Consider the following 20,171-nt stretch of genomic DNA (forward strand, 5'->3'; position numbering starts at 1 on the left):
CGTAGCGCCGCCGGGCAAAATCCGTCAGGCTTCCCGTTTCCCCGGGAAGAGCAGGCTCGCCAGAATCCCCGCTGCCAGTACGCCCAACACCACCAACAGACTCGCCGTAGCGCCGATACCGTAGCCGTGGTGCCAGAAGTGATCCGTCGCGTTCAGACCGAGCTTAAAGGCGACGAAGAAGAGCAGCGCGATCACCGCTTTCTCCAGATGCACCAGATACTGCTTCAGCGCCTCCAGCACGAAGTAGAGGGTACGCAGGCCGAGGATGGCGAACATCATGGCGCTGTAGATAATCAGCGGCTCGCGGCTGACGGCGATGATCGCCGGCACCGAGTCAAAGGCGAACATCACGTCTGACAGCTCCACCACCGCCACACAGAGCAGCAGCGGCGTGGCATAGCGCTTCGCCTTCTTCACCCGTCCCACCATCACATCCTGGTTTTCAGGCTTGGCCAGCTCGGCATCCACCTCTTTCTGGCTGAGAAGAAACGCGTTACCGGTGATTTTTGGCCAGATCGGATAGAAGCGTTTTACCGCGCGGTAGGCCAGATGCTGGGAGTAATCCTCAATCTCGTCCTGCTCTTCGCCGCGTTTAAGCATCATCACCGCCGTCCAGGCCACAATCAGGGCAAAGACCACTTCAACGTATGGCCCCAGGCTCAGCAGGCTGGTGCCGATGGCGACGAAGATCCCGCGGAAGACAATCGCGCCAATCACCCCCCAGTAGAGCACCCGGTGACGATACTGATCCGGCACGCCAAACCAGGCGAAGATCGCCATCATCACGAAGAGGTTATCAACGGAGAGCACCTCTTCCAGGGCGTAACCGGTGAGGAACAGGCTCGCCACTTCGGCGCCGTGATGCACGTAAAGGAACCCGGCGAACGCCATCGCCATCATCACCCAGAAGAGAGACCAGAGTGAGGCGCTTTTTAGTGAGATCGGTTTGTCATGGCGATGCATGAAGAGGTCGATAAACATCGCCCCGACAGCCATAACCACAAAAACAACAACGGTTTCCGTCGGGAAACCGAGATGAGCAGAGGACATAGACAACCCTTTTTGAAAACAAAATACACACCATGCAGACTGGCGAGGCCAGTAAAGAAAAAAGAGGGACCGTTTACCGGCTTCTCCCCTTAAAACGCATAACCCTGCGTGAGGGAGTGTACTTTACCTCACAATGCGGAGGTTCTGCCATCGGCGCTTTACTGGCTCATGCCGCGCAGCCGCTGCAGGACGGCCACCAGCACCGCCACCGACCAGCCAACCATCAGCGCGCCAACCAGCCCTTCCACTCCGCCAGTCAGTCGCCAGTGTTCCGGCAACGTGACGTCGCCATATCCCACTGTAGCGTAGCTGACCAGCGAGAAATAGAAGCTGGTGTTCCAGTCATTAAACGCGCCGACATAGCGATAAAAAACGGCAAACAGGCTGGCTTCAAGCAGATGGGCAAACAGGGCAGTCATGATGATAACGATATTGCGGAACACCACGCGCATCACCGATTCCACATTCAGGTTGATGAATTTCAGGATAAAAAACATCCATGTGGAATGAATGATCACCGTCAGGTTGATCAAAATAATAATGCTCACAAGCTGCATATCACACTCTCTGAAAAGTAACGCAATACGCCCTGCTCAGCTGAACAGGGCGTAAAATAGCGGAACGTTTGAGATGCAGTGTAGCGGATGGGGGCGAAGTACAGGGTGCAATAGTTGCGCCGGAATACTACCTTTCGGCCAGCGCCTCTGCACAGGCCCAGGCGCTGGCCCACGCCCACTGGAAGTTATAGCCACCCAGCCAGCCGGTAACGTCCATGACTTCGCCGATAAAATAGAGTCCAGGCACGTTGCGGGCCTCCATGGTGCGCGAAGAGAGTTCGTTAGTGTCCACACCCCCCAGCGTCACTTCCGCGGTGCGATAACCTTCGGTGCCGTTGGGTTGTACGCGCCAGGCGCTTAAGGTTTCGACCAGCGCCTGCTGATCGCGGCTGTTGAGCTGCTTGAGTGACACATCAGGAATTTGCCCCAGCTGCTGCAGGCACTCCACCAGCCGTTTCGGCAGCTGTATCGCCAGGGTGTTTTTCAGGCTCTGGTTAGGGTGCGCCGCACGCTGCTCATTGAGGAAGCTCTCCAGATCGCAATCCGGCACTAAATTGATGGTGACAAACTCACCCGGCTGCCAGTAGCTGGAGATTTGCAGCACCGCCGGGCCGGAGAGGCCACGATGGGTGAACAGCAGATTCTCCCGAAACACCGTACCGTCTTCGGCGGTAATCACCGACGGCACCGACACGCCGGAGAGGGTCTGCAGCTGTTCCAGCAGCGGCTTATGCAGGGTGAATGGCACTAGTCCGGCACGGGTCGGGAGTACCTTCAGCCCAAACTGCTCGGCAATTTTATAGCCAAACGGCGTGGCACCCAGCCCCGGCATGGAGAGCCCGCCGCTGGCGATCACCAGCTTATCTGCGCACACGGTTTCGCCATTAAGCTGCAGCGTGTAACCTGCCTCATCACGCGCCACATCCAGCACTTCGCTGCGAAGTCGCAGGGTAACCTGACCTTTTTCACACTCCGCCACCAGCATATCGACGATTTGTTGCGCGGAATCGTCGCAAAATAATTGCCCCAGCGTTTTCTCATGCCAGGCGATCCCATGTTTACCGACGAGGTCGATGAAGTCCCACTGGGTGTAGCGCGCTAACGCAGATTTGCAAAAATGACGGTTCTGGCTCAGATAGGCCGTAGGTTCGATATAAAGATTAGTAAAGTTGCAGCGGCCCCCACCAGACATCAGGATTTTACGACCTGGCTTTTTGCCGTTATCGAGCAGCAGAACCCGGCGTCCTGCCTGTCCGGCCATCGCCGCACAGAATAAACCCGCCGCACCTGCGCCAATAATGATGGCATCGTACTTTTCCACGTCTCGATCCTCCTGGTTTTCAGGGCGCGAATTGTAAAGTTTCCTCAAGAAACGCACCAGCGTAAAAATCTGTAATTTCATGCATTTCTTTGAAATTTAAAAAGTAATTCTTTTGCTGCTACGCTTATGTCAGTAAGCAAATCAAAAAAAGGCTATATTTCACTTTGCCCGTTGCGCATTTGTCCTGGATAATGCGCCGCGTTCATGTCCTCAAAATGGCGTAACGTCCTATGCTACATTTGTTTGCTGGCCTGGATTTCCATACCGGGCTTTTACTTTTGCTTGCTCTGGCCTTTGTATTGTTCTACGAAGCGATTAACGGCTTCCACGATACTGCAAACGCAGTGGCAACGGTTATCTACACCCGGGCATTACGATCGCAAGTTGCGGTGGTGATGGCTGCAGTGTTTAACTTCTTTGGCGTTCTTCTTGGAGGTCTGAGCGTAGCCTACGCCATTGTGCATATGCTGCCAACGGATCTGCTGTTGAATGTCAGCTCTGGTCATGGTCTCGCCATGGTCTTCTCCCTGCTGTTTGCTGCAATTATCTGGAACCTCGGTACCTGGTATTTCGGCCTGCCAGCATCCAGTTCCCACACGCTGATCGGCGCTATCATCGGTATTGGTTTAACCAATGCGCTGATGACCGGTACGTCTGTGGTGGACGCCCTGAACATCCCTAAAGTTCTGGGTATTTTCGGTTCACTGATTATCTCCCCGATTGTCGGTCTGGTTGTGGCGGGTGGCTTGATCTTCCTGCTGCGTCGTTACTGGAGCGGTACGAAAAAACGTGCCCGTATCCACCTGACGCCGGCCGAGCGTGAAAAGAAAGACGGTAAGAAGAAGCCGCCATTCTGGACGCGTATCGCCCTGATCATCTCTGCTATCGGCGTGGCTTTCTCGCACGGCGCTAACGATGGTCAGAAAGGCATTGGTCTGGTGATGCTGGTGCTGATCGGCGTGGCCCCGGCGGGCTTCGTGGTGAATATGAATGCGTCCGGTTACGAAATTACCCGTACCCGTGACGCCATCAACAACGTCGAGACCTATTTCCAGCAGCGTCCTGACCTGCTGAAAAAAGCGACCGGCGTTGACCAGCTGATCCCTTCTCCGGAAGCGGGCGCGACCCAACCGGCGGAGTTCCATTGCCATCCGGCTAATGCGATCAGCGCCCTGGAGCGCGCAAAAGGCATGCTGACGGACGTTGAAAGCTACGACAAGCTCTCCGTAGAGCAGCGTGGCCAGATGCGCCGCATCATGCTGTGCATCTCCGACGTCACCGACAAAGTTTCTAAGCTGCCTGAAGTCTCTGCCGACGACAAACGTCTGCTGAAGAAGCTGAAAGTCGACATGCTGAACACCATTGAGTACGCACCGATCTGGATCATCATGGCGGTCGCGCTGGCGCTGGGTCTCGGTACGATGATCGGCTGGCGTCGCGTGGCGACAACCATCGGCGAGAAGATCGGTAAGAAAGGCATGACCTATGCCCAGGGGATGTCCGCTCAGATGACGGCGGCAGTCTCTATCGGTCTGGCCAGCTACACCGGTATGCCGGTATCCACTACCCACGTTCTCTCTTCGTCCGTGGCGGGTACCATGCTGGTTGATGGCGGCGGTCTGCAACGCAAAACCGTGACCAGCATTCTGATGGCCTGGGTATTTACCCTGCCGGCATCGATTCTGCTGTCCGGCTGTCTGTACTGGATCTCCCTGCAATTCCTGTAATCGCAGGCAGGTTACGCGAAGAGCGGGTCAGGTAACTGGCCCGCTTTTTTTTGCGCTCAATGCCAGATGAGGAGAGCAATCATGCTCACCACCACCAGGCCGCACAGTGCGCTGGTCAGGATGAACTGACGACGCAGGCGCTCACAGCGACGGATAAACTCATCATCATGATGATCGCGATAACGCTGGGCGTAGATATACCACACCAGGCGCATCTGTTTGCTGGGCTGCCCGTGCGAGGTAAAGAAGCCCCCGCCATCCACATATTGATAAAGCAACGGATCGCAGCCACGAAGTACCACCAATAGCGCGCGCAAGGATGAGAAATAACGCGCCATATTTACAATGCAAACCACACATAACGCCCAAAACAATGCGACGGTGCTAATCATACTTCCTCCCCGGCGTCCGCCCTCGAAGCAACGCTTCGGGACTACCGCACCCCAATGCCCTGACAGACGGTTCAGTGATAGAGAGACGTAAAAACCGATCGGCTTCACATTTTATTATCCGAACGGCTTATTCAATAGTGTAGGAGATCCGTTAATTTTTTTGCCACAAGGTTAATCGTTATCAACACCAATGCTTGAAAATTTTGTTTAACTGGGCCGTAATGAAAGCAGGTAGACGACTGCTACAGGCATTGGTCATCGATAACTTAAGGAAGGAGTAACACTATGGCTTATAAACATATTCTGATCGCTGTTGACCTCTCCCCGGAGAGCAAAGTGCTGGTTGATAAAGCGGTATCCATGGCGCGTCCGTACAATGCGAAAGTTTCCTTAATTCATGTGGACGTAAACTACTCCGATCTCTATACCGGCCTGATCGATGTGAATCTGGGGGATATGCAGAAGCGTATCTCCGAAGAGACCCACCATGCACTGACCGAGCTTTCCACCAATGCGGGCTATCCGATCACCGAAACCCTGAGCGGCAGCGGCGACCTGGGCCAGGTGCTGGTCGATGCGATTAAGAAATACGATATGGATCTGGTGGTCTGCGGCCATCACCAGGACTTCTGGAGCAAGCTGATGTCATCCGCCCGTCAGCTGATTAACACCGTACACGTTGATATGCTGATTGTGCCGCTGCGCGACGAAGACGACGAGTAAGGCGGGATTGCCTGAATGTAGGCCGGGTAAGGCGAAGCCGCCACCCGGCTTTTTTTATTCCGGGGTACCGGAATAGATATCAAACCGGTGCCCTTTGGTCACCACCGCATTGGTCGTCGCAACCTCCGCCAGTGGCGGCGCGTAATCCGGGCGCTTCACCACCACGCGCTTCGTAGCCAGCAGACGCGCAGGCGCCAGCAGGCCATCCGCATCGAGATCCGGCCCCACCAGCGACTGAAACACCCGCATCTCTTTCTTCACCAGCGCGCTTTTCTGCTTATGCGGGAACATCGGGTCGAGATAGACCACCTGCGGGCGTGGGGTGATATCGGTCAGCGCCGTCAGGCTTGAGGCGTGGATCAGCTGTAACCTCTCCTGCAACCAGCCGCCGATTTCCGGATCGGCATAGCCACGGGTCAGGCCGTCATCCAGCAGCGCGGCCACCACCGGATTGCGCTCCAGCATCCGCACACGACAGCCTACCGAGGCCAGCACAAAAGCGTCGCGCCCGAGTCCCGCCGTGGCATCCACCACGTCCGGCAGGTAGCTGCCCTTAATCCCGACCGCTTTGGCCACCGCTTCGCCGCGTCCGCCGCCAAACTTGCGCCGGTGCGCCATCGCCCCACCAACAAAATCGACGAAAATGCCGCCGAGTTTGGGCTCGTCGCGCTTGCGCAGCTCCAGATGGTCCGGGGTCATCACTAGCGCCATCAGGTTTTCTTCATCGTGCTCCAGCCCCCAGCGGGCGGCAAGAACAGATAAGGCGCCGTCTCCGGCGCCTGTTTCATCAACTAAGTGAATCTTCACGAATCAACTAACCCTTGATCCCGTAATGCTCCAGCATCGCATCCAGCTGCGGTTCGCGGCCACGGAAGCGTTTGAACAGCTCCATTGGCTCTTCAGAACCGCCGCGGGTCAGGATGTTATCCAGGAATGACTGACCGGTTTCGCGGTTGAAAATCCCCTCTTCCTCGAAGCGGGAGTAGGCGTCTGCCGCCAGCACGTCTGCCCACAGGTAGCTGTAGTAGCCCGCCGCATAGCCGCCCGCAAAGATATGGCTGAACGCGTGCGGGAAGCGTCCCCAGGCCGGGCCTGGAATAAGGGCGACCTGCTTTTTGATCTCCGCCAGGGTTTCGAGGACCTTCGCCCCCTGCTCCGGGCTGAACTCCGCATGCAGACGGAAATCGAACAGGCCGAACTCCAGTTGGCGCAGGATAAACATTGCCGCCTGGTAGTTTTTCGCTTCCAGCATCTTATCCAGCAGCGCTTTTGGCAGCGGCTCGCCGGTCTCATAGTGGCCGGAGATAAACGCCAGCGCGTCCGGCTCCCAGCACCAGTTTTCCATAAACTGGCTCGGCAGCTCCACGGCATCCCACGGTACACCGCTGATACCGGCAACGCCTGCCGCTTCAATGCGGGTCAGCATGTGGTGCAGACCGTGGCCGAATTCGTGGAACAGAGTGATCACTTCGTCATGGGTGAACAGCGCAGGTTTGCCGTTAACCGGACGGTTGAAGTTACAGGTCAGATAAGCAACCGGCTTTTGCAGCGAGCCATCCGCTTTACGCATCTGCCCTACGCAGTCATCCATCCAGGCGCCGCCGCGTTTATTTTCGCGGGCGTAGAGGTCGAGATAGAAGCTGCCGCGCAGTTCGTTCTGGTCGTCGTACAGTTCGAAGAAACGCACGTCGTCGTGCCACACTTCCACATCGTTGCGCTCTTTGGCGGTGATGCCGTAAATGCGTTTCACCACTTCGAACAGGCCGTTAACGGCTTTGTTTTCCGGGAAGTACGGACGCAGCTGCTCATCGCTGATGCTGTAGAGATGCTGCTTCTGTTTCTCGCTGTAATACGCGATATCCCACGGCTGCAGCTCATCGACGCCGAATTCCGCTTTGGCAAAGGCGCGCAGCTGGGCCAGCTCTTTCTCGCCCTGAGGACGAGCGCGTTTGGCCAGATCGGTTAAGAAATCGAGTACCTGCTGCGGGTTTTCGGCCATTTTGGTAGCAAGAGATTTATCTGCGTAGCTGTCAAAGCCCAGCAGCTGCGCCAGCTCGTGACGCAAGGCAAGAATTTCCGCCATCACCGGGGTGTTATCCCACTTCCCGGCGTTCGGGCCTTGATCGGACGCGCGGGTGCTGTAGGCGCGATACATCTCTTCACGCAGGGCCTGGTTATCGCAGTAGGTCATTACCGGCAGATAGCTCGGGATATCCAGCGTCAACAGATAACCGTCCTGCTCTTTCGCTTCGGCTTGCGCTTTTGCTGCCGCCAGGGCGCTTTCCGGCATGCCAGCCAGCTCCGCTTCGTCGGTAATCAGCTTCGTCCAGCCCATGGTGGCATCCAGCACGTTATTGCTGTACTGGTTGCCCAGCTCAGACAGGCGCGTCGCGATTTCGCCGTAGCGCTGCTGCTTCTCTTTTGCCAGACCAATGCCCGACAGTTCAAAATCGCGCAGCGCGTTATCGACAGCCTTTTTCTGCGCGATATTCAGCGTCGCATAGTGATCGCCCTCGCGCAGGTCGCGGTACGCTTTGTAGAGCCCTTCGTGCTGCCCGACCCAGGTGCTGTACTCCGACAGCAGGGGCAGGGTTTGTTCGTAGGCCTCACGCAGTTCCGGGCTGTTTTTCACCGAGTTCAGGTGGCTGACCGGGGAGAAGATGCGGCCGAGCACATCATCCACTTCCGCCAGCGGCTGACACAGGTTTTCCCAGGTATAAGGGGCGCCATGCGCTACCACGCTCTCAACGGCGGCACGGCAATCGTCCAGTGCTTTGGTGACAGCGGGAACAACATGTTCAGGCAAAATGGAGGAAAACGGTGGCAACGAAAAAGGCGTCAGTAATGGATTGGTCATAAGCACTGTCCTGTTAAATGAGTGAATGAAGCGCGCATCCTGCGCGAGCATATTGTTTCCAGGATGGGGTTAAGTGTAGTGAATTTCAATGGCTGAGGTGACAGAAAAACAGCCGCCGCGACGGTGCGTGCCGGGCCTGCGGGTAATCTGTGCCGTTCTGCTGTAAACTGTGCTCAATCGACATTATCGGAACATATCTACCCATGCTCAGTTATCGCCACAGCTTTCACGCGGGCAACCACGCCGACGTTCTTAAACACACCGTACAGAGTCTGATCATCGAGGCGCTGAAAGAGAAAGATAAGCCTTTTCTCTATCTGGACACCCATGCCGGCGCGGGCCGCTATCAGCTGAGCGGCGAGCATGCCGAGCGCACCGGAGAGTACCTCGAAGGCATCGCCCGCATCTGGCAGCAGGATGACCTGCCGGCGGAGCTGGAACCCTATATCGGCGTGATCAACCATTTTAACCGCAGCGGCCAGTTACGCTACTACCCGGGTTCGCCGCTTATCGCGCGCCAGCTGCTGCGCGAGCAGGACAGCATTCAGCTGACTGAACTGCATCCAAGCGACTACCCGCTGCTGCGCTCTGAATTCCAGAAAGACAGCCGCGCGCGCGTGGAGAAATCGGACGGCTACCAGCAGCTGAAAGCGAAGTTGCCGCCGGTTTCCCGTCGCGGTCTGGTGCTGATCGACCCGCCATACGAAATCAAAAGCGACTACCAGGCGGTGGTTGCGGGTATCAACGAGGGCTACAAACGCTTTGCCACCGGCACCTATGCGCTGTGGTATCCGGTGGTGCTGCGTTCACAGATCAAACGCATGATCAAGGATCTGGAAGCGACCGGCATCCGTAAGATCCTGCAAATTGAGCTGGCCGTTCGCCCGGACAGCGATCAGCGCGGCATGACCGCGTCCGGCATGATTGTGATTAACCCGCCCTGGAAGCTCGAAGCGCAGATGAATAACGTCCTGCCGTGGCTGCACAAAAAGCTGGTCCCGGCCGGTACCGGCCATACTACCGTTAGCTGGATCGTGCCAGAGTAATCGCAGTCATCGATGGAAACTATTGATTTCAGGTATACAATCGCGGCAATTAACGATTAAGGATAAGACCATGACCAAGCATTACGATTACATCGCTATCGGCGGCGGCAGCGGCGGTATCGCCTCGATTAACCGTGCGGCCATGTACGGCCAGAAGTGCGCGCTGATTGAAGCAAAAGATCTCGGCGGCACCTGCGTTAACGTCGGTTGTGTACCGAAAAAGGTGATGTGGCATGCGGCGCAGATCCGCGAGGCCATCCATCTCTATGGCCCGGATTATGGTTTTGATACCACCATTAATAACTTCGACTGGGATCGCCTGATCGCCAGCCGTACCGCCTACATCGATCGTATTCACACCTCCTACGATAACGTGCTGGGCAAGAATAATGTCGATGTGATCCGCGGTTTTGCCCGCTTTGTCGATGCGAAGACGATCGAAGTCAACGGTGAAACGATCACCGCCGATCATATCCTGATCGCTACCGGTGGCCGCCCGAGTCATCCAGCTATTCCGGGTGCGGAATACGGTATCGACTCCGACGGTTTCTTTGAGCTGCCTGCCCTGCCGAAACGCGTTGCCATCGTTGGCGCGGGTTACATCGCCGTGGAGCTGGCGGGCGTGATTAACGGCCTCGGCGCCGAAGCGCACCTGTTTGTGCGTAAACACGCCCCGCTGCGCAACTTCGATCCGCTGATCGTCGATACCCTGGTGGAGGTGATGAATGCCGAAGGCCCACATCTGCATACCGAAGCCATTCCGAAAGCGGTTGTGAAAAACGCTGACGGCAGCCTGACCCTTGAGCTGGAAGATGGCCGCAGCCAGACCGTTGATTGCCTGATCTGGGCCATTGGCCGTGAACCCGCAAACGACAACTTCAACCTGGCCGTCACGGGTGTCAAAACCAATGAGAAAGGCTATATCGTTGTCGATAAGTTCCAGAACACCAGCGTACCGGGCATCTACGCCGTGGGCGATAATACCGGCGCCGTTGAACTGACCCCTGTTGCTGTCGCCGCGGGTCGTCGTCTTTCCGAGCGTCTGTTTAACAACAAACCGGAAGAGCACCTGGATTACAACAACATCCCGACCGTGGTCTTCAGCCACCCGCCAATCGGTACCGTCGGTTTAACCGAGCCTCAGGCGCGAGCGCACTATGGCGACGACCAGGTGAAAGTGTATAAATCCGCCTTCACCGCCATGTATACCGCGGTCACGTCTCACCGTCAGCCGTGCCGCATGAAGTTAGTGTGCGTCGGCCCGGATGAGAAGATTGTCGGCATTCACGGTATCGGCTTTGGTATGGATGAGATCCTGCAGGGCTTTGCGGTCGCGCTGAAAATGGGTGCGACCAAGAAAGACTTCGATAATACCGTAGCTATTCACCCAACGGCGGCAGAAGAGTTCGTGACCATGCGTTAGTTCGCCTTGTCAGCGAGTATGCACGTTTAAAGACCGGCCCTCAGTGGCCGGTTTTTTTATGCACCCTCCCCCACCGCCACGCCGCTGCTGGCGCAGATGTACATACGGTAACAAAATTCACCGGTAATGACGGCAGGCCTGGCTACGCTTAAAAAGTATTAAGCGCCTACCTGGATCGATTAATTAAGATTAGAGAAAAGAGTATGCAAGTGAAGATCAACGCAAAAAGGCTGGCTAAATTCCATCTGATTCTTGCCCTGGTATGGGCGATGTTAACCATACCCACCCTTCTGTGGTGGAAAAACAGTATTCTTTGGGTCTCTCTGATGAGTATTTACGCCATTGTGGTTTCGCATCTGGCGGCCTATAGCGCGGCCCATGCGGAAAAAGCGGCCAGCAATGCCCTGAATCAAAGCGAAGAGACCCGGCAAAAGACTGATGAAATAGCAGGCGATCCACGTCAGGCGCACTGATCGTGCCTCACCGGTGTCAGGCAAACAGGATCTGCCCGACGCCGGTACACTCCTCAAAAATAAACATTCTGCGTGGCATATTTAACAGGCGCATTCCCGCCACCTGGCAATAGCGTAAGCGGATCGGCTGCGTAACCACGCTATTTGATAAAAAGACATTGCGCATATCGCAATTTTCAAAACAGAGCTCGTCGATATAACAGCGGTTAATTAATAAACTGCTGAACTGTATATTGCGGAACACACTCTGCTTCAGATTACAGCGGAAAATAATGGCGTTGTTCTCTCCTTCAAAAATATCCAGCATGCTAAATGGTGGCTTTCCAGCAGCCCCTGCAGTTCTGTTATAGTGGATTGATAGCCGCTCGGCTTTGCAAAAGAAAAAGGCATAGCGCCCTGACGCTTCGCGTTAAGGTTCATAAGGATTTCCTGTTTGAGCGCGTCATCAGAGACGATGACGACGAGGTGAAAGGCCTTAATTACTTATTTGCGCGTAGCGAAACAATGGCGATTTTGGACACTTATTTGCAGAGTTGGCCAATAAAAGAAAAGTCGAATACACAGCGTTATTAAACAACTACAAAAATAATTTACCTTAAGGGGATATTTAATGCCAATCAGCAAAAGTAAGAACGCTATTCTGGTGTTTGAATCACCGTGGAAACTCGATGATTATGATGCCAACCGCTCATCCGTGCTGCCGTTCGTGCACGGAATTGCCAAAATGCATGGCGACACTGAGGTCTACTCTCTGAATTTTTATAATAAAAAGAGCTTCGAGATTGCGCTGGATTGCCTGTGCCGTCAGAAATTTGATAATACCCTCGTCTATATTGCGGCGCATGGCAGTAAAACCCGTATCGGCGATGTTTCTCTCACCGACATCCTTGACGCCATTAATGATAAATCCCGGAAGTTCAACATCAAAGGTTTGATGCTGGGCTCATGTTTTGCGGGCAGCGACCCCCATTTACTGGAGGCGTTTCTGGAAGGTAGCAAACTGACCTGGTGCGCCGCCTATTCCTCTTCATGCTACTGGTTGCAGGGCACGATGCTTGACTGCGCTCTTCTCCATAGCGCCCTTAATATCGAAGATGCGCATTATAAAACGCATGAAGAGATGCAGGAGGCGTTTGCTGAGGCTATTGCCCACTTCGCCCCAAATGCCAACATCGGGACCGACAGTAATGAGCAACCTGTCGCGCTATCAGCATCCCTACAGATCGTAATTCAGCCTGAAGGCCGGGGTTTCCGCGCCCGTCTCTCCTCTGAAGAGATTTTTGACCGCGCGAAAGCCTGGCGCTTCAACGAGGAGACAGAAGAAGCCCTCTGATTCATACTCTGTTGCAAAGCGAATGATCCGAATTTTAGATCGCCTGCGCACTGCTGGATTGCCCGTTTATTGCCTGCAATAACATCAACATGCCTCCAGTAGTGCCCGTTTTGCCCCGCCAGTAAAATGTGATCTACCGCACATATACCTCTTCACAGACCGAAGCGAATGTCTAAGATTAGTAAGCAACCGGATAAAACCAGACCTGAGACTACGCAAACCGGAGGTCCTGACCACCATGTTCAACCAGAAAATACGCACTGTAGAGACCGTAGAGTTCGACATAGAACAAGAACTTCTCTACGAAATCGATCCCTGCGAGTTAAAACTGGATGAAATGCTCGAGGCGGAACCGGAACCTGAAATGATTGAAGGGCTGCCCGCATCCGATGCGCTCACCCCTGCCGATCGCTACCTTGAACTCTTCGAGCATGTTCAGTCGTCGCGACTGTTTGAAGACAGCAAAACCTTTCCCGACTGTGCGCCGAAAATGGATCCGCTGGATATCCTTATCCGCTATCGCAAGGTGAGACGACACCGCGACTTTGACCTGCGCCAGTTTGTGGAAAACCACTTCTGGCTGCCAGAAGTGCTGTCGAGCGAATATGTATCGGATCCCTCTTTCTCGCTCAAAGACCATATCGACAACCTGTGGCCGGTACTGACCCGGGAGCCGCAAGATCATATCCCGTGGTCGTCACTGCTGGCGCTGCCGCAGGCCTACATCGTCCCCGGCGGGCGATTCAGCGAGACCTACTACTGGGACTCCTATTTTACCATGCTGGGGCTGGCCGAAAGCGGTCGCCACGACATGCTCAAGTGCATGGCGGATAACTTTGCGTGGATGATTGAAAAGTACGGTCATATTCCTAACGGCAACCGCACCTACTATCTGAGCCGCTCGCAACCGCCGGTGTTTGCCCTGATGGTGGAGCTGTTTGAAGAGGATGGCGTGCGCGGTGCCAAACGCTATCTGGACCATCTGAAGATGGAGTACGCCTTCTGGATGGACGGCGCAGAGTCGCTGCTGCTCAACCAGGCTTACCGCAGTGCGGTACGTATGCCGGACGGCTCTCTGCTCAACCGTTACTGGGATGACCGTGACACTCCAAGGGATGAATCCTGGATAGAGGACGTTGAAACCGCCCGTCACTCCGGGCGTCCACCTAACGAGGTCTATCGCGATCTGCGCGCCGGGGCTGCCTCCGGTTGGGACTACTCCTCCCGCTGGCTGCGGGATCCGAGCCGGCTGGCGAGTATCCGCACCACGCAGTTTATCCCTATCGATCTCAACGCGTTCCTGTTCAAGCTGGAGAGCGCCATCGCCAATATTTCAGCCTCAAAAGGGGATAAAGAGACTGCGGATCGCTTCAGCCAGAAAGCGAGCGATCGCCGCGCGGCGGTTAACCGCTATCTGTGGGATGAGGAGAACGGCTGCTATCGCGATTATGACTGGCGCCGGGAGCAGCTGGCGCTCTTTTCCGCGGCCAGCATCGTGCCGCTGTATGTCGGTATGTGTACCCATGAGCAGGCCGAACGGTTATCCGACGCGGTAAAAGCGCGTCTCCTGACGCCGGGCGGTATCCTTGCCACCGAGTATGAAACCGGGGAGCAGTGGGATAAACCTAACGGCTGGGCGCCATTACAGTGGATGGCGATCCAGGGATTCAAACAATACGGCAATGATTCTCTGGGGGATGAGATCGCGTGGAGCTGGCTGCACACGGTAAACCATTTCTACAAAATGAATCACAAGCTCATCGAGAAGTACCACATCGCCAGCAGCCAGCCCCGGGAAGGGGGCGGGGGTGAGTATCCCCTGCAGGACGGTTTTGGCTGGACTAACGGCGTGGTGCGCAGACTCATTGGCCTGTACGGGGAGCCGTAGCTCCCCGCGTTGTCAGCGGATCACCTCATAAATGGCTGTATGAATCGTCTGCCATTTTTTGGTACTGGCGTCCGGCTGGGCCTGTGCCCGCCGCTTCGCCTGATCCATCTCGCGTCGCTGGCGTTCTACCACCGCCGGAACGGTACAAAATGCCTGCAGATACTCTTTACGCAGATCCGTCAGCGGTTCGCCCGCTGACATCGCGTGTGCGAGGGTGTTGATAAACTGTCGGCAGGGCTTCGCCTGCCCCATCTGCAGACGATAGCGCATCAGGATATCCAGCACCTCCCGATGTCCCACCGACAGGGCGTGCTCTGTCCAGGAGAGCTTCCACTCCATTCCCGCCTTCAGAAACAGCAGCGCCACGCGGGTATCGTTCCTGTCAATCGCTGCGCGGAAGTTATTCTCATCCCAGGTGACGCCCATGCGCGTCAGCGTTTCGCGGGAGGAGGGCGACTCACGCATCTCTTCCGCCGCCGTTTGCACAGGAGGCGAGGTGGTACTGGCCGCCTGGGTCGGCGTGCTGCTTTCCATTAATAGCCAGGTACCCGCCGCCAGCATTCCCATCACCATCACCCCCACCGCCCCCCACAGTCCCACCGAGATCAGATGATCGCGTTGCTCCGGGGTGCGCGCGGGCCGACGGTTCGGTTTATCGATAGCGTCGCGCACCTCAAAAATGTCATCGCCGGTGGCCCGGCTTTTTTCTCGCGCATTTTCCCAGAAGAGCTCCAGCTCGTGGTTATTCTCTGCCATCAACCCCGTCGGGTTTACGGCGGTACGGCCTTCGTTAAAGGCACGCTGAACGGGGCCGGCAATCTGGGCGTAGTAGTTGTCCAGCAGCAGGATTTGCGCAGAGGTCAGCGGCTGCCGGGCAATGATGTTGTTGCGGATCAGGCGGATATCATCAAGAAAGGAGTGGAGCGTCTTACGCGGTTCCACCATCAGCGTCAGCAGAGCGGGATCGCTGAACAGCGCCGAATAAGAGCGGGAGTACTCTTTCTTGTCCACCAGCATCAGCGCCAGCTCGCTAAACATCATGCCGCCGAGGGCATCGTTGCGCTCGCCCTGCTGCAGCCAGCGGCGAACCCGATCGGCACCGAAGAGCGTTTTGAGGTGATTGTTCAGGCGCGTTGGATCTGGCCAGGCCTGCATAATCAGCCCTTTAATCATCAATTCCAGCGCACGTACCTGTTTCCGGGCTTGCTGTTGCTGAAGCTCATCGCCCGGGCTCATTTCGGTACTGTAGGTCAGCAGCGGCTGCTGCAAACGCAGGTGTTCCAGGGCCGTCACAAAGCGCGTCGCGGCAATCAGCTGGTTGTCGCTCACATCCTGCCCGCTCTCATACTGCGGCACCCGCTGCTGCAAAAGCCGCAATTGCAGGGTGAATTGTGAGAGCTCCGCATCGTTGAGGTTCAGGCGTTTTGCCACGCTCGCCCAGCCCCCCAGCGCCAGCCTGGCGGAATCCAGCTGCTCAAGGAACCAACGGGGATCTTTGCCTTCGGCAACATGCACCTTTAACAGGAGCAGGATCTCCACAGAGGCCTGACGAATAATTCCCAGACAGCGTTCAAACTGCTCGCGGATCACGTGCGATTTACTGAGGGTCATCATTATCCTTAACTGCCGCGCAAAGATTCAGGCGCAGCGAACGGAGAGCGGTTGTTTTTTTAAGTGGTTATACCAGATTAAACATACCCGATAACCGGCACTATTTCAGTGATAATGTTAATATCATTTACAAAAGCTCCCGGAGATCTGGCATGCCTGTGCTGCACACCCCGCGTTTAACCTGTTCCCCACTGCAGGAAGAGGACTGGCCCTTTTTTCTCTCCCTACAGCAACACCCCGATGTGATGCGCTACGTGGCCGAAGCCCGTCCGGAAGAGGCCATTCGCGAAACGTTTACCTCTCGCCTGCCCGCGTGGTCTCCAGGCAGTGATCACTGGCTGTGCCTGGTGGTGCGCGATCACAATCAGACCCCGCTTGGGGTCACGGGCTATATTCATCGCGATGATGATTGTGCCGAAGTGGGGTTCCTTTTCGCCCCGCAGGCGCAGGGCAAAGGTTACGGCTTTGAATCCTTACAGGCGGTGTGCGATTACGCCTTTATGCAGGGAGATATCCGCCGTTTGACCGCTACGGTGACGGCGGGCAATGTCGCCTCTAAACGTCTGCTGGAAAAAGTGGGCTTTGTGCTGGAAGGTGAACTGCGCGAAAGCTACTGGCTGGCAGGTGAGTGGCAAAACGACTGGCTGTTTGGGCTGTTAAGAAAAGAGTACTGCTAAGCGTGCCGCGGGGCTCCCTCCCCGGCACCTGATTACAGGAACATCCCTCCGGAGACCTCAACGCGCTGCGCATTCATCCAGCCGAGTTCGTCGCTGAGCAGCGCCGCAATCGCATCGCCGATATCGTCCGGTAACCCAACGCGGCCCAACGCTGTCTGGGAGGCGATCTGCTGATTGATTGCTTTGTTATCGCGTACGCGACCGCCGCCAAAATCGGTTTCGATAGCCCCCGGGGCGATAATGTTGGCGGTGATCCCGCGCGCCCCCAGCTCCTTAGCCTGGTAGCGGGTGAGCACTTCCATAGCCCCTTTCATCGCCGCATAGGTGCTGGAGCCCGGTAGCGCAAAACGAGCCAGGCCAGATGAGACGTTGAGGATCCGCCCGCCGTTTTCCATCAGCGGCAATAGCCCCTGGGTCAGAAAGAACGGGCCTTTGAAATGGATGTTCATCACTTCATCAAACTGCGCTTCAGTGGTTTCCATATAGGGGGCATATAAACCCACACCTGCGTTGTTCAACAAATAATCGAAGGTGTTGCGCTTCCAGACTGAATGCAGTTTTTCACTCACCTTAGTGGCGAACTGTTCAAAGCTGGCAATATCCCCGACGTTCAGCTGCAATGCTGCTGCTTTTACCCCTTTTTGTTCAATTTCACGTACAACTTCGAGCGCTTCCTGCTCGCTCCGGTTGTAGGTCAGCAGGATCCCGACACCCTTTGCTGCCAGCTTCAGCGCCGCGTTTTTACCGAGCCCGCGGCTGCCGCCGGTCACTATTGCTATACGTTCAGTCATAAGAAACCTCGTTTCGGCTGTTGTGATGATTGAGAAAGAGCTTATTAGGTGATAGAAAATCAATAAATACGCTACGCAACGCTTCACTGTTTCAAAATAAACAACAATGAGCGCTCCCTATGGATAAAATTCACGCAATGCAGTTATTTATTCGCGTCGCTGAACTGGAGAGTTTTTCCCGCGCCGCAGATTCAATGGGCCTGCCTAAAGGTAGCGTATCGCGCCAGATTCAGGCGCTGGAGCACGGGCTTGGCACCCAGCTGCTGCACCGCACCACGCGTCGGGTCAGCCTGACGCAGGACGGTATGGTCTACTACGAGCGGGCCAAAGATCTGCTGACCAATATGGAAGAACTGGATGGTCTTTTTTTGCACGATCCTGCCAGCGTCAGTGGAAGAATACGCGTCGATATGCCGGCCAACGTTGCGCGAAATTTAGTCATCCCCAAACTGCCGCTCTTCCTGCAACAGTACCCCGGCATTGAACTGGAGCTGAGCAGCAGCGACCGGCTGGTGGATGTGATTCGGGAAGGATTTGATTGCGTGGTGCGCGTCGGCACCCTGAAAGATTCCGGCTTAATTGCCCGCCCGCTCGGCAGGCTGTCGGTGATCAACTGCGCCAGCCCCGATTATCTGTCGCGTTTTGGCTATCCCGACGGGCTGGATGATTTAACCTCCCATGCGGTGGTGCATTACGCAACGCATCTCGGCACCCGGCCCCAGGGGTTCGAATATTACGATGGTGAAGCGACCCACTGGGTTAAGACCGGCGGTGTCCTGACGGTCAACAGCACCGAGACTTACCATGCCTCCGCCCTCGCCGGGCTGGGAATTATTCAGGTGCCGCGGGTAGGCGTGCGTGACGCCCTGCGGGCCAAAAAGCTGCTGGAGATCCTCCCGCAGTACCGCGCCAGGCCCATGCCGGTGTCGCTCATTTATCCCCACCGCCGCAACCTCTCCCGCCGGGTGCATCTGTTTATGGCCTGGCTCACGGAAATCATGAAAACCTACGTTGACTGAGCGCAGGCTATAATTGCAATGAACTCTCGCTAACGATAAGGAAAACGTGACTGATGCCGGATAGCAGCCAGCAACGTCCCACCCAGGATCTGGACTACGAGCCGATTAAGAAACTGGAAAATAGCCCGCCCCCGGCGCCAGATGAACCCAAAATTACCGCCGTGCGTAAAAGGGGCAGCCTGCTCGACAAGGCGAAAGATCTCATCCAGCTGATCCAACAGCGGCCGATGATTGCTCACCTGCTGCGCGCCGCCGAGCGTTTTAACGATCGGTTGGGCAACCAGTTTGGCGCCGCAATCACCTACTTCTCCTTCCTGTCGATGATCCCCATCCTGATGCTCTCCTTTGCGGCAGCTGGGTTTGTGCTGGTGTCGCACCCGACGCTGTTGCAGGACATCTTCAGCAAAATCCTGCAAAACGTCAGCGATCCGACGCTGGCCTCGACCCTGAAAAGCACCATCAACACCGCCGTCCAGCAACGTACTACTGTCGGGATTGTCGGTTTGTTTGTGGCGCTCTACTCCGGCATCAACTGGATGGGCAACCTGCGTGAAGCGATCCGCGCCCAGTCGCGCGACGTCTGGGAGCGTAAGCCGCAGGACCAGGAGAAAATCTGGATTAAGTATTTCCGCGACTTCGTCTCGCTGATCGGGCTGCTGGTGGCGCTGGTTATCACCCTCTCCATCACTTCCGCGGCAGGCTCGGCGCAGCAGATGATCATCTCCGCGCTCTATCTCGACACCATCGAGTGGCTGAAGCCAGTCTGGCATCTGGTGGGGTTAGGGATCTCGATGCTGGCGAACTACCTGCTCTTCTTCTGGATTTTCTGGCGCCTGCCGCGCCATCGCCCTCGCCGTAAGGCGCTGATCCGCGGCACGTTCATTGCCGCTATCGGCTTTGAGGTCATTAAAATCGTGATGACCTACACCCTGCCGTCACTGGTGACCTCCCCGTCCGGGGCGGCATTCGGCTCCGTGCTGGGGTTGCTGGCCTTCTTCTATTTCTTCGCCAGACTGACCCTCTTCTGCGCGGCATGGATCGCCACCGCCGAGTACCCGGATGACCGGCGAATGCCCGGTAAAAGCCACCGTTAATTCCCCTATCGGGCTGAATAAGAATGAAATATATCAGCCCGATTCATCATTTCAGCATATAAATCCAGCCTGTAACTTTTATTTAACCGAAAACCAGTTATATATTCCAACTTTTTATTTCTGTGAAGCATTTCATAGATGTGATTCTTCTGGTCCGAAAATTATCCGCTTTTTGCTCGCTTTTTCACC

At 55.8% G+C, this 20,171-nt stretch carries 19 protein-coding genes; 10 read left to right on the top strand and 9 right to left on the bottom strand.

All coding sequences use genetic code 11. The annotated features are described in order from the left end of the window. Window positions 1–24: 24 nt before the first annotated feature. The 3 genes from GNG29_RS21715 to GNG29_RS21725 form a co-directional block, all read right to left on the bottom strand. On the bottom strand, window positions 25–1,050 hold the full coding sequence (locus tag GNG29_RS21715) for a TerC/Alx family metal homeostasis membrane protein (protein ID WP_103177383.1): 1,026 nt from the start codon (window positions 1,048–1,050) through the stop codon (window positions 25–27). 158 nt (window positions 1,051–1,208) lie between these two features. Next, entirely contained in the window at window positions 1,209–1,607 is a 399-nt protein-coding gene (locus GNG29_RS21720; RefSeq protein ID WP_103177384.1) for an ion channel, read from the bottom strand. Window positions 1,608–1,734: 127 nt separating this feature from the next. Then, on the bottom strand, window positions 1,735–2,928 hold the full coding sequence (locus tag GNG29_RS21725; protein ID WP_103181000.1) for an NAD(P)/FAD-dependent oxidoreductase: 1,194 nt from the start codon (window positions 2,926–2,928) through the stop codon (window positions 1,735–1,737). A gap of 230 nt (window positions 2,929–3,158) precedes the next feature. Here GNG29_RS21725 and pitA point away from each other — a divergent pair, with 230 nt between their 5' ends. Further along, window positions 3,159–4,655: an inorganic phosphate transporter PitA gene (gene pitA / locus GNG29_RS21730; protein WP_103177385.1), complete on the top strand. Its 1,497-nt coding sequence runs from the start codon at window positions 3,159–3,161 to the stop codon at window positions 4,653–4,655. 56 nt (window positions 4,656–4,711) lie between these two features. On the opposite strand, the gene uspB is transcribed toward pitA, so the two are convergent. Then, window positions 4,712–5,047, bottom strand: coding sequence for a universal stress protein UspB (uspB, locus tag GNG29_RS21735; RefSeq protein ID WP_032615027.1), 336 nt, complete (start codon window positions 5,045–5,047; stop codon window positions 4,712–4,714). A 285-nt stretch (window positions 5,048–5,332) separates the two neighbouring features. Here uspB and uspA point away from each other — a divergent pair, with 285 nt between their 5' ends. Next, complete coding sequence (gene uspA, locus GNG29_RS21740) at window positions 5,333–5,770, top strand: universal stress protein UspA (RefSeq protein WP_103177386.1); 438 nt, start codon at window positions 5,333–5,335, stop codon at window positions 5,768–5,770. A 54-nt stretch (window positions 5,771–5,824) separates the two neighbouring features. Here uspA and rsmJ read toward each other — a convergent pair whose 3' ends face one another. Both rsmJ and prlC read right to left on the bottom strand, forming a co-directional pair. After that, a complete protein-coding gene (rsmJ, locus tag GNG29_RS21745; protein ID WP_103177387.1) occupies window positions 5,825–6,577 on the bottom strand; it encodes a 16S rRNA (guanine(1516)-N(2))-methyltransferase RsmJ in 753 nt (250 codons plus the stop codon). A 7-nt stretch (window positions 6,578–6,584) separates the two neighbouring features. Next, complete coding sequence (prlC, locus tag GNG29_RS21750; protein ID WP_103181001.1) at window positions 6,585–8,627, bottom strand: oligopeptidase A; 2,043 nt, start codon at window positions 8,625–8,627, stop codon at window positions 6,585–6,587. A 203-nt stretch (window positions 8,628–8,830) separates the two neighbouring features. Between prlC and GNG29_RS21755 the strand changes: the two genes are divergently transcribed. The 3 genes from GNG29_RS21755 (at window position 8,831) to GNG29_RS21765 (ending at window position 11,569) form a co-directional block, all read left to right on the top strand. Next, a complete protein-coding gene (locus GNG29_RS21755) occupies window positions 8,831–9,673 on the top strand; it encodes a 23S rRNA (adenine(2030)-N(6))-methyltransferase RlmJ (protein ID WP_103177388.1) in 843 nt (280 codons plus the stop codon). Window positions 9,674–9,743: 70 nt separating this feature from the next. Continuing rightward, window positions 9,744–11,096: a glutathione-disulfide reductase gene (gorA, locus tag GNG29_RS21760; RefSeq protein ID WP_103177389.1), complete on the top strand. Its 1,353-nt coding sequence runs from the start codon at window positions 9,744–9,746 to the stop codon at window positions 11,094–11,096. 203 nt (window positions 11,097–11,299) lie between these two features. Continuing rightward, the gene (locus tag GNG29_RS21765; protein ID WP_103177390.1) at window positions 11,300–11,569 is read left to right on the top strand and encodes a monooxygenase; all 270 of its coding nucleotides are present in this window, start codon (window positions 11,300–11,302) and stop codon (window positions 11,567–11,569) included. A gap of 16 nt (window positions 11,570–11,585) precedes the next feature. Here the strand turns inward: GNG29_RS21765 and GNG29_RS21770 are convergent, their stop codons facing one another. Continuing rightward, on the bottom strand, window positions 11,586–11,876 hold the full coding sequence (locus tag GNG29_RS21770; protein ID WP_156655340.1) for a hypothetical protein: 291 nt from the start codon (window positions 11,874–11,876) through the stop codon (window positions 11,586–11,588). A gap of 303 nt (window positions 11,877–12,179) precedes the next feature. Here GNG29_RS21770 and GNG29_RS21775 point away from each other — a divergent pair, with 303 nt between their 5' ends. Next, window positions 12,180–12,902, top strand: coding sequence for a hypothetical protein (locus tag GNG29_RS21775; protein WP_103177392.1), 723 nt, complete (start codon window positions 12,180–12,182; stop codon window positions 12,900–12,902). Window positions 12,903–13,140: 238 nt separating this feature from the next. Beyond that, window positions 13,141–14,790 carry an alpha,alpha-trehalase gene (locus GNG29_RS21780; RefSeq protein WP_156655341.1) on the top strand — a complete coding sequence of 550 codons (1,650 nt, stop codon included), beginning with the start codon at window positions 13,141–13,143 and terminating at the stop codon, window positions 14,788–14,790. Between the two features lie 12 nt (window positions 14,791–14,802). Here GNG29_RS21780 and GNG29_RS21785 read toward each other — a convergent pair whose 3' ends face one another. Continuing rightward, the gene (locus tag GNG29_RS21785) at window positions 14,803–16,401 is read right to left on the bottom strand and encodes an STY4199 family HEPN domain-containing protein (protein ID WP_103177394.1); all 1,599 of its coding nucleotides are present in this window, start codon (window positions 16,399–16,401) and stop codon (window positions 14,803–14,805) included. Window positions 16,402–16,553: 152 nt separating this feature from the next. On the opposite strand from GNG29_RS21785, the gene GNG29_RS21790 reads away from it, so the two are divergent. Further along, window positions 16,554–17,078, top strand: a complete 525-nt coding sequence (locus GNG29_RS21790) for a GNAT family N-acetyltransferase (RefSeq protein WP_103177395.1) — start codon at window positions 16,554–16,556, stop codon at window positions 17,076–17,078. Between the two features lie 32 nt (window positions 17,079–17,110). On the opposite strand, the gene GNG29_RS21795 is transcribed toward GNG29_RS21790, so the two are convergent. After that, the gene (locus tag GNG29_RS21795; protein WP_156655342.1) at window positions 17,111–17,869 is read right to left on the bottom strand and encodes an SDR family NAD(P)-dependent oxidoreductase; all 759 of its coding nucleotides are present in this window, start codon (window positions 17,867–17,869) and stop codon (window positions 17,111–17,113) included. 119 nt (window positions 17,870–17,988) lie between these two features. Here GNG29_RS21795 and GNG29_RS21800 point away from each other — a divergent pair, with 119 nt between their 5' ends. Next, window positions 17,989–18,888: a LysR family transcriptional regulator gene (locus GNG29_RS21800; RefSeq protein WP_156655343.1), complete on the top strand. Its 900-nt coding sequence runs from the start codon at window positions 17,989–17,991 to the stop codon at window positions 18,886–18,888. 53 nt (window positions 18,889–18,941) lie between these two features. After that, window positions 18,942–19,982, top strand: a complete 1,041-nt coding sequence (gene yhjD, locus GNG29_RS21805) for an inner membrane protein YhjD (protein ID WP_371816542.1) — start codon at window positions 18,942–18,944, stop codon at window positions 19,980–19,982. Window positions 19,983–20,171: the final 189 nt, after the last annotated feature.

Origin of the sequence: Leclercia sp. Colony189 (assembly GCF_009740165.1) — a bacterium.
Taxonomy (GTDB): domain Bacteria; phylum Pseudomonadota; class Gammaproteobacteria; order Enterobacterales; family Enterobacteriaceae; genus Enterobacter.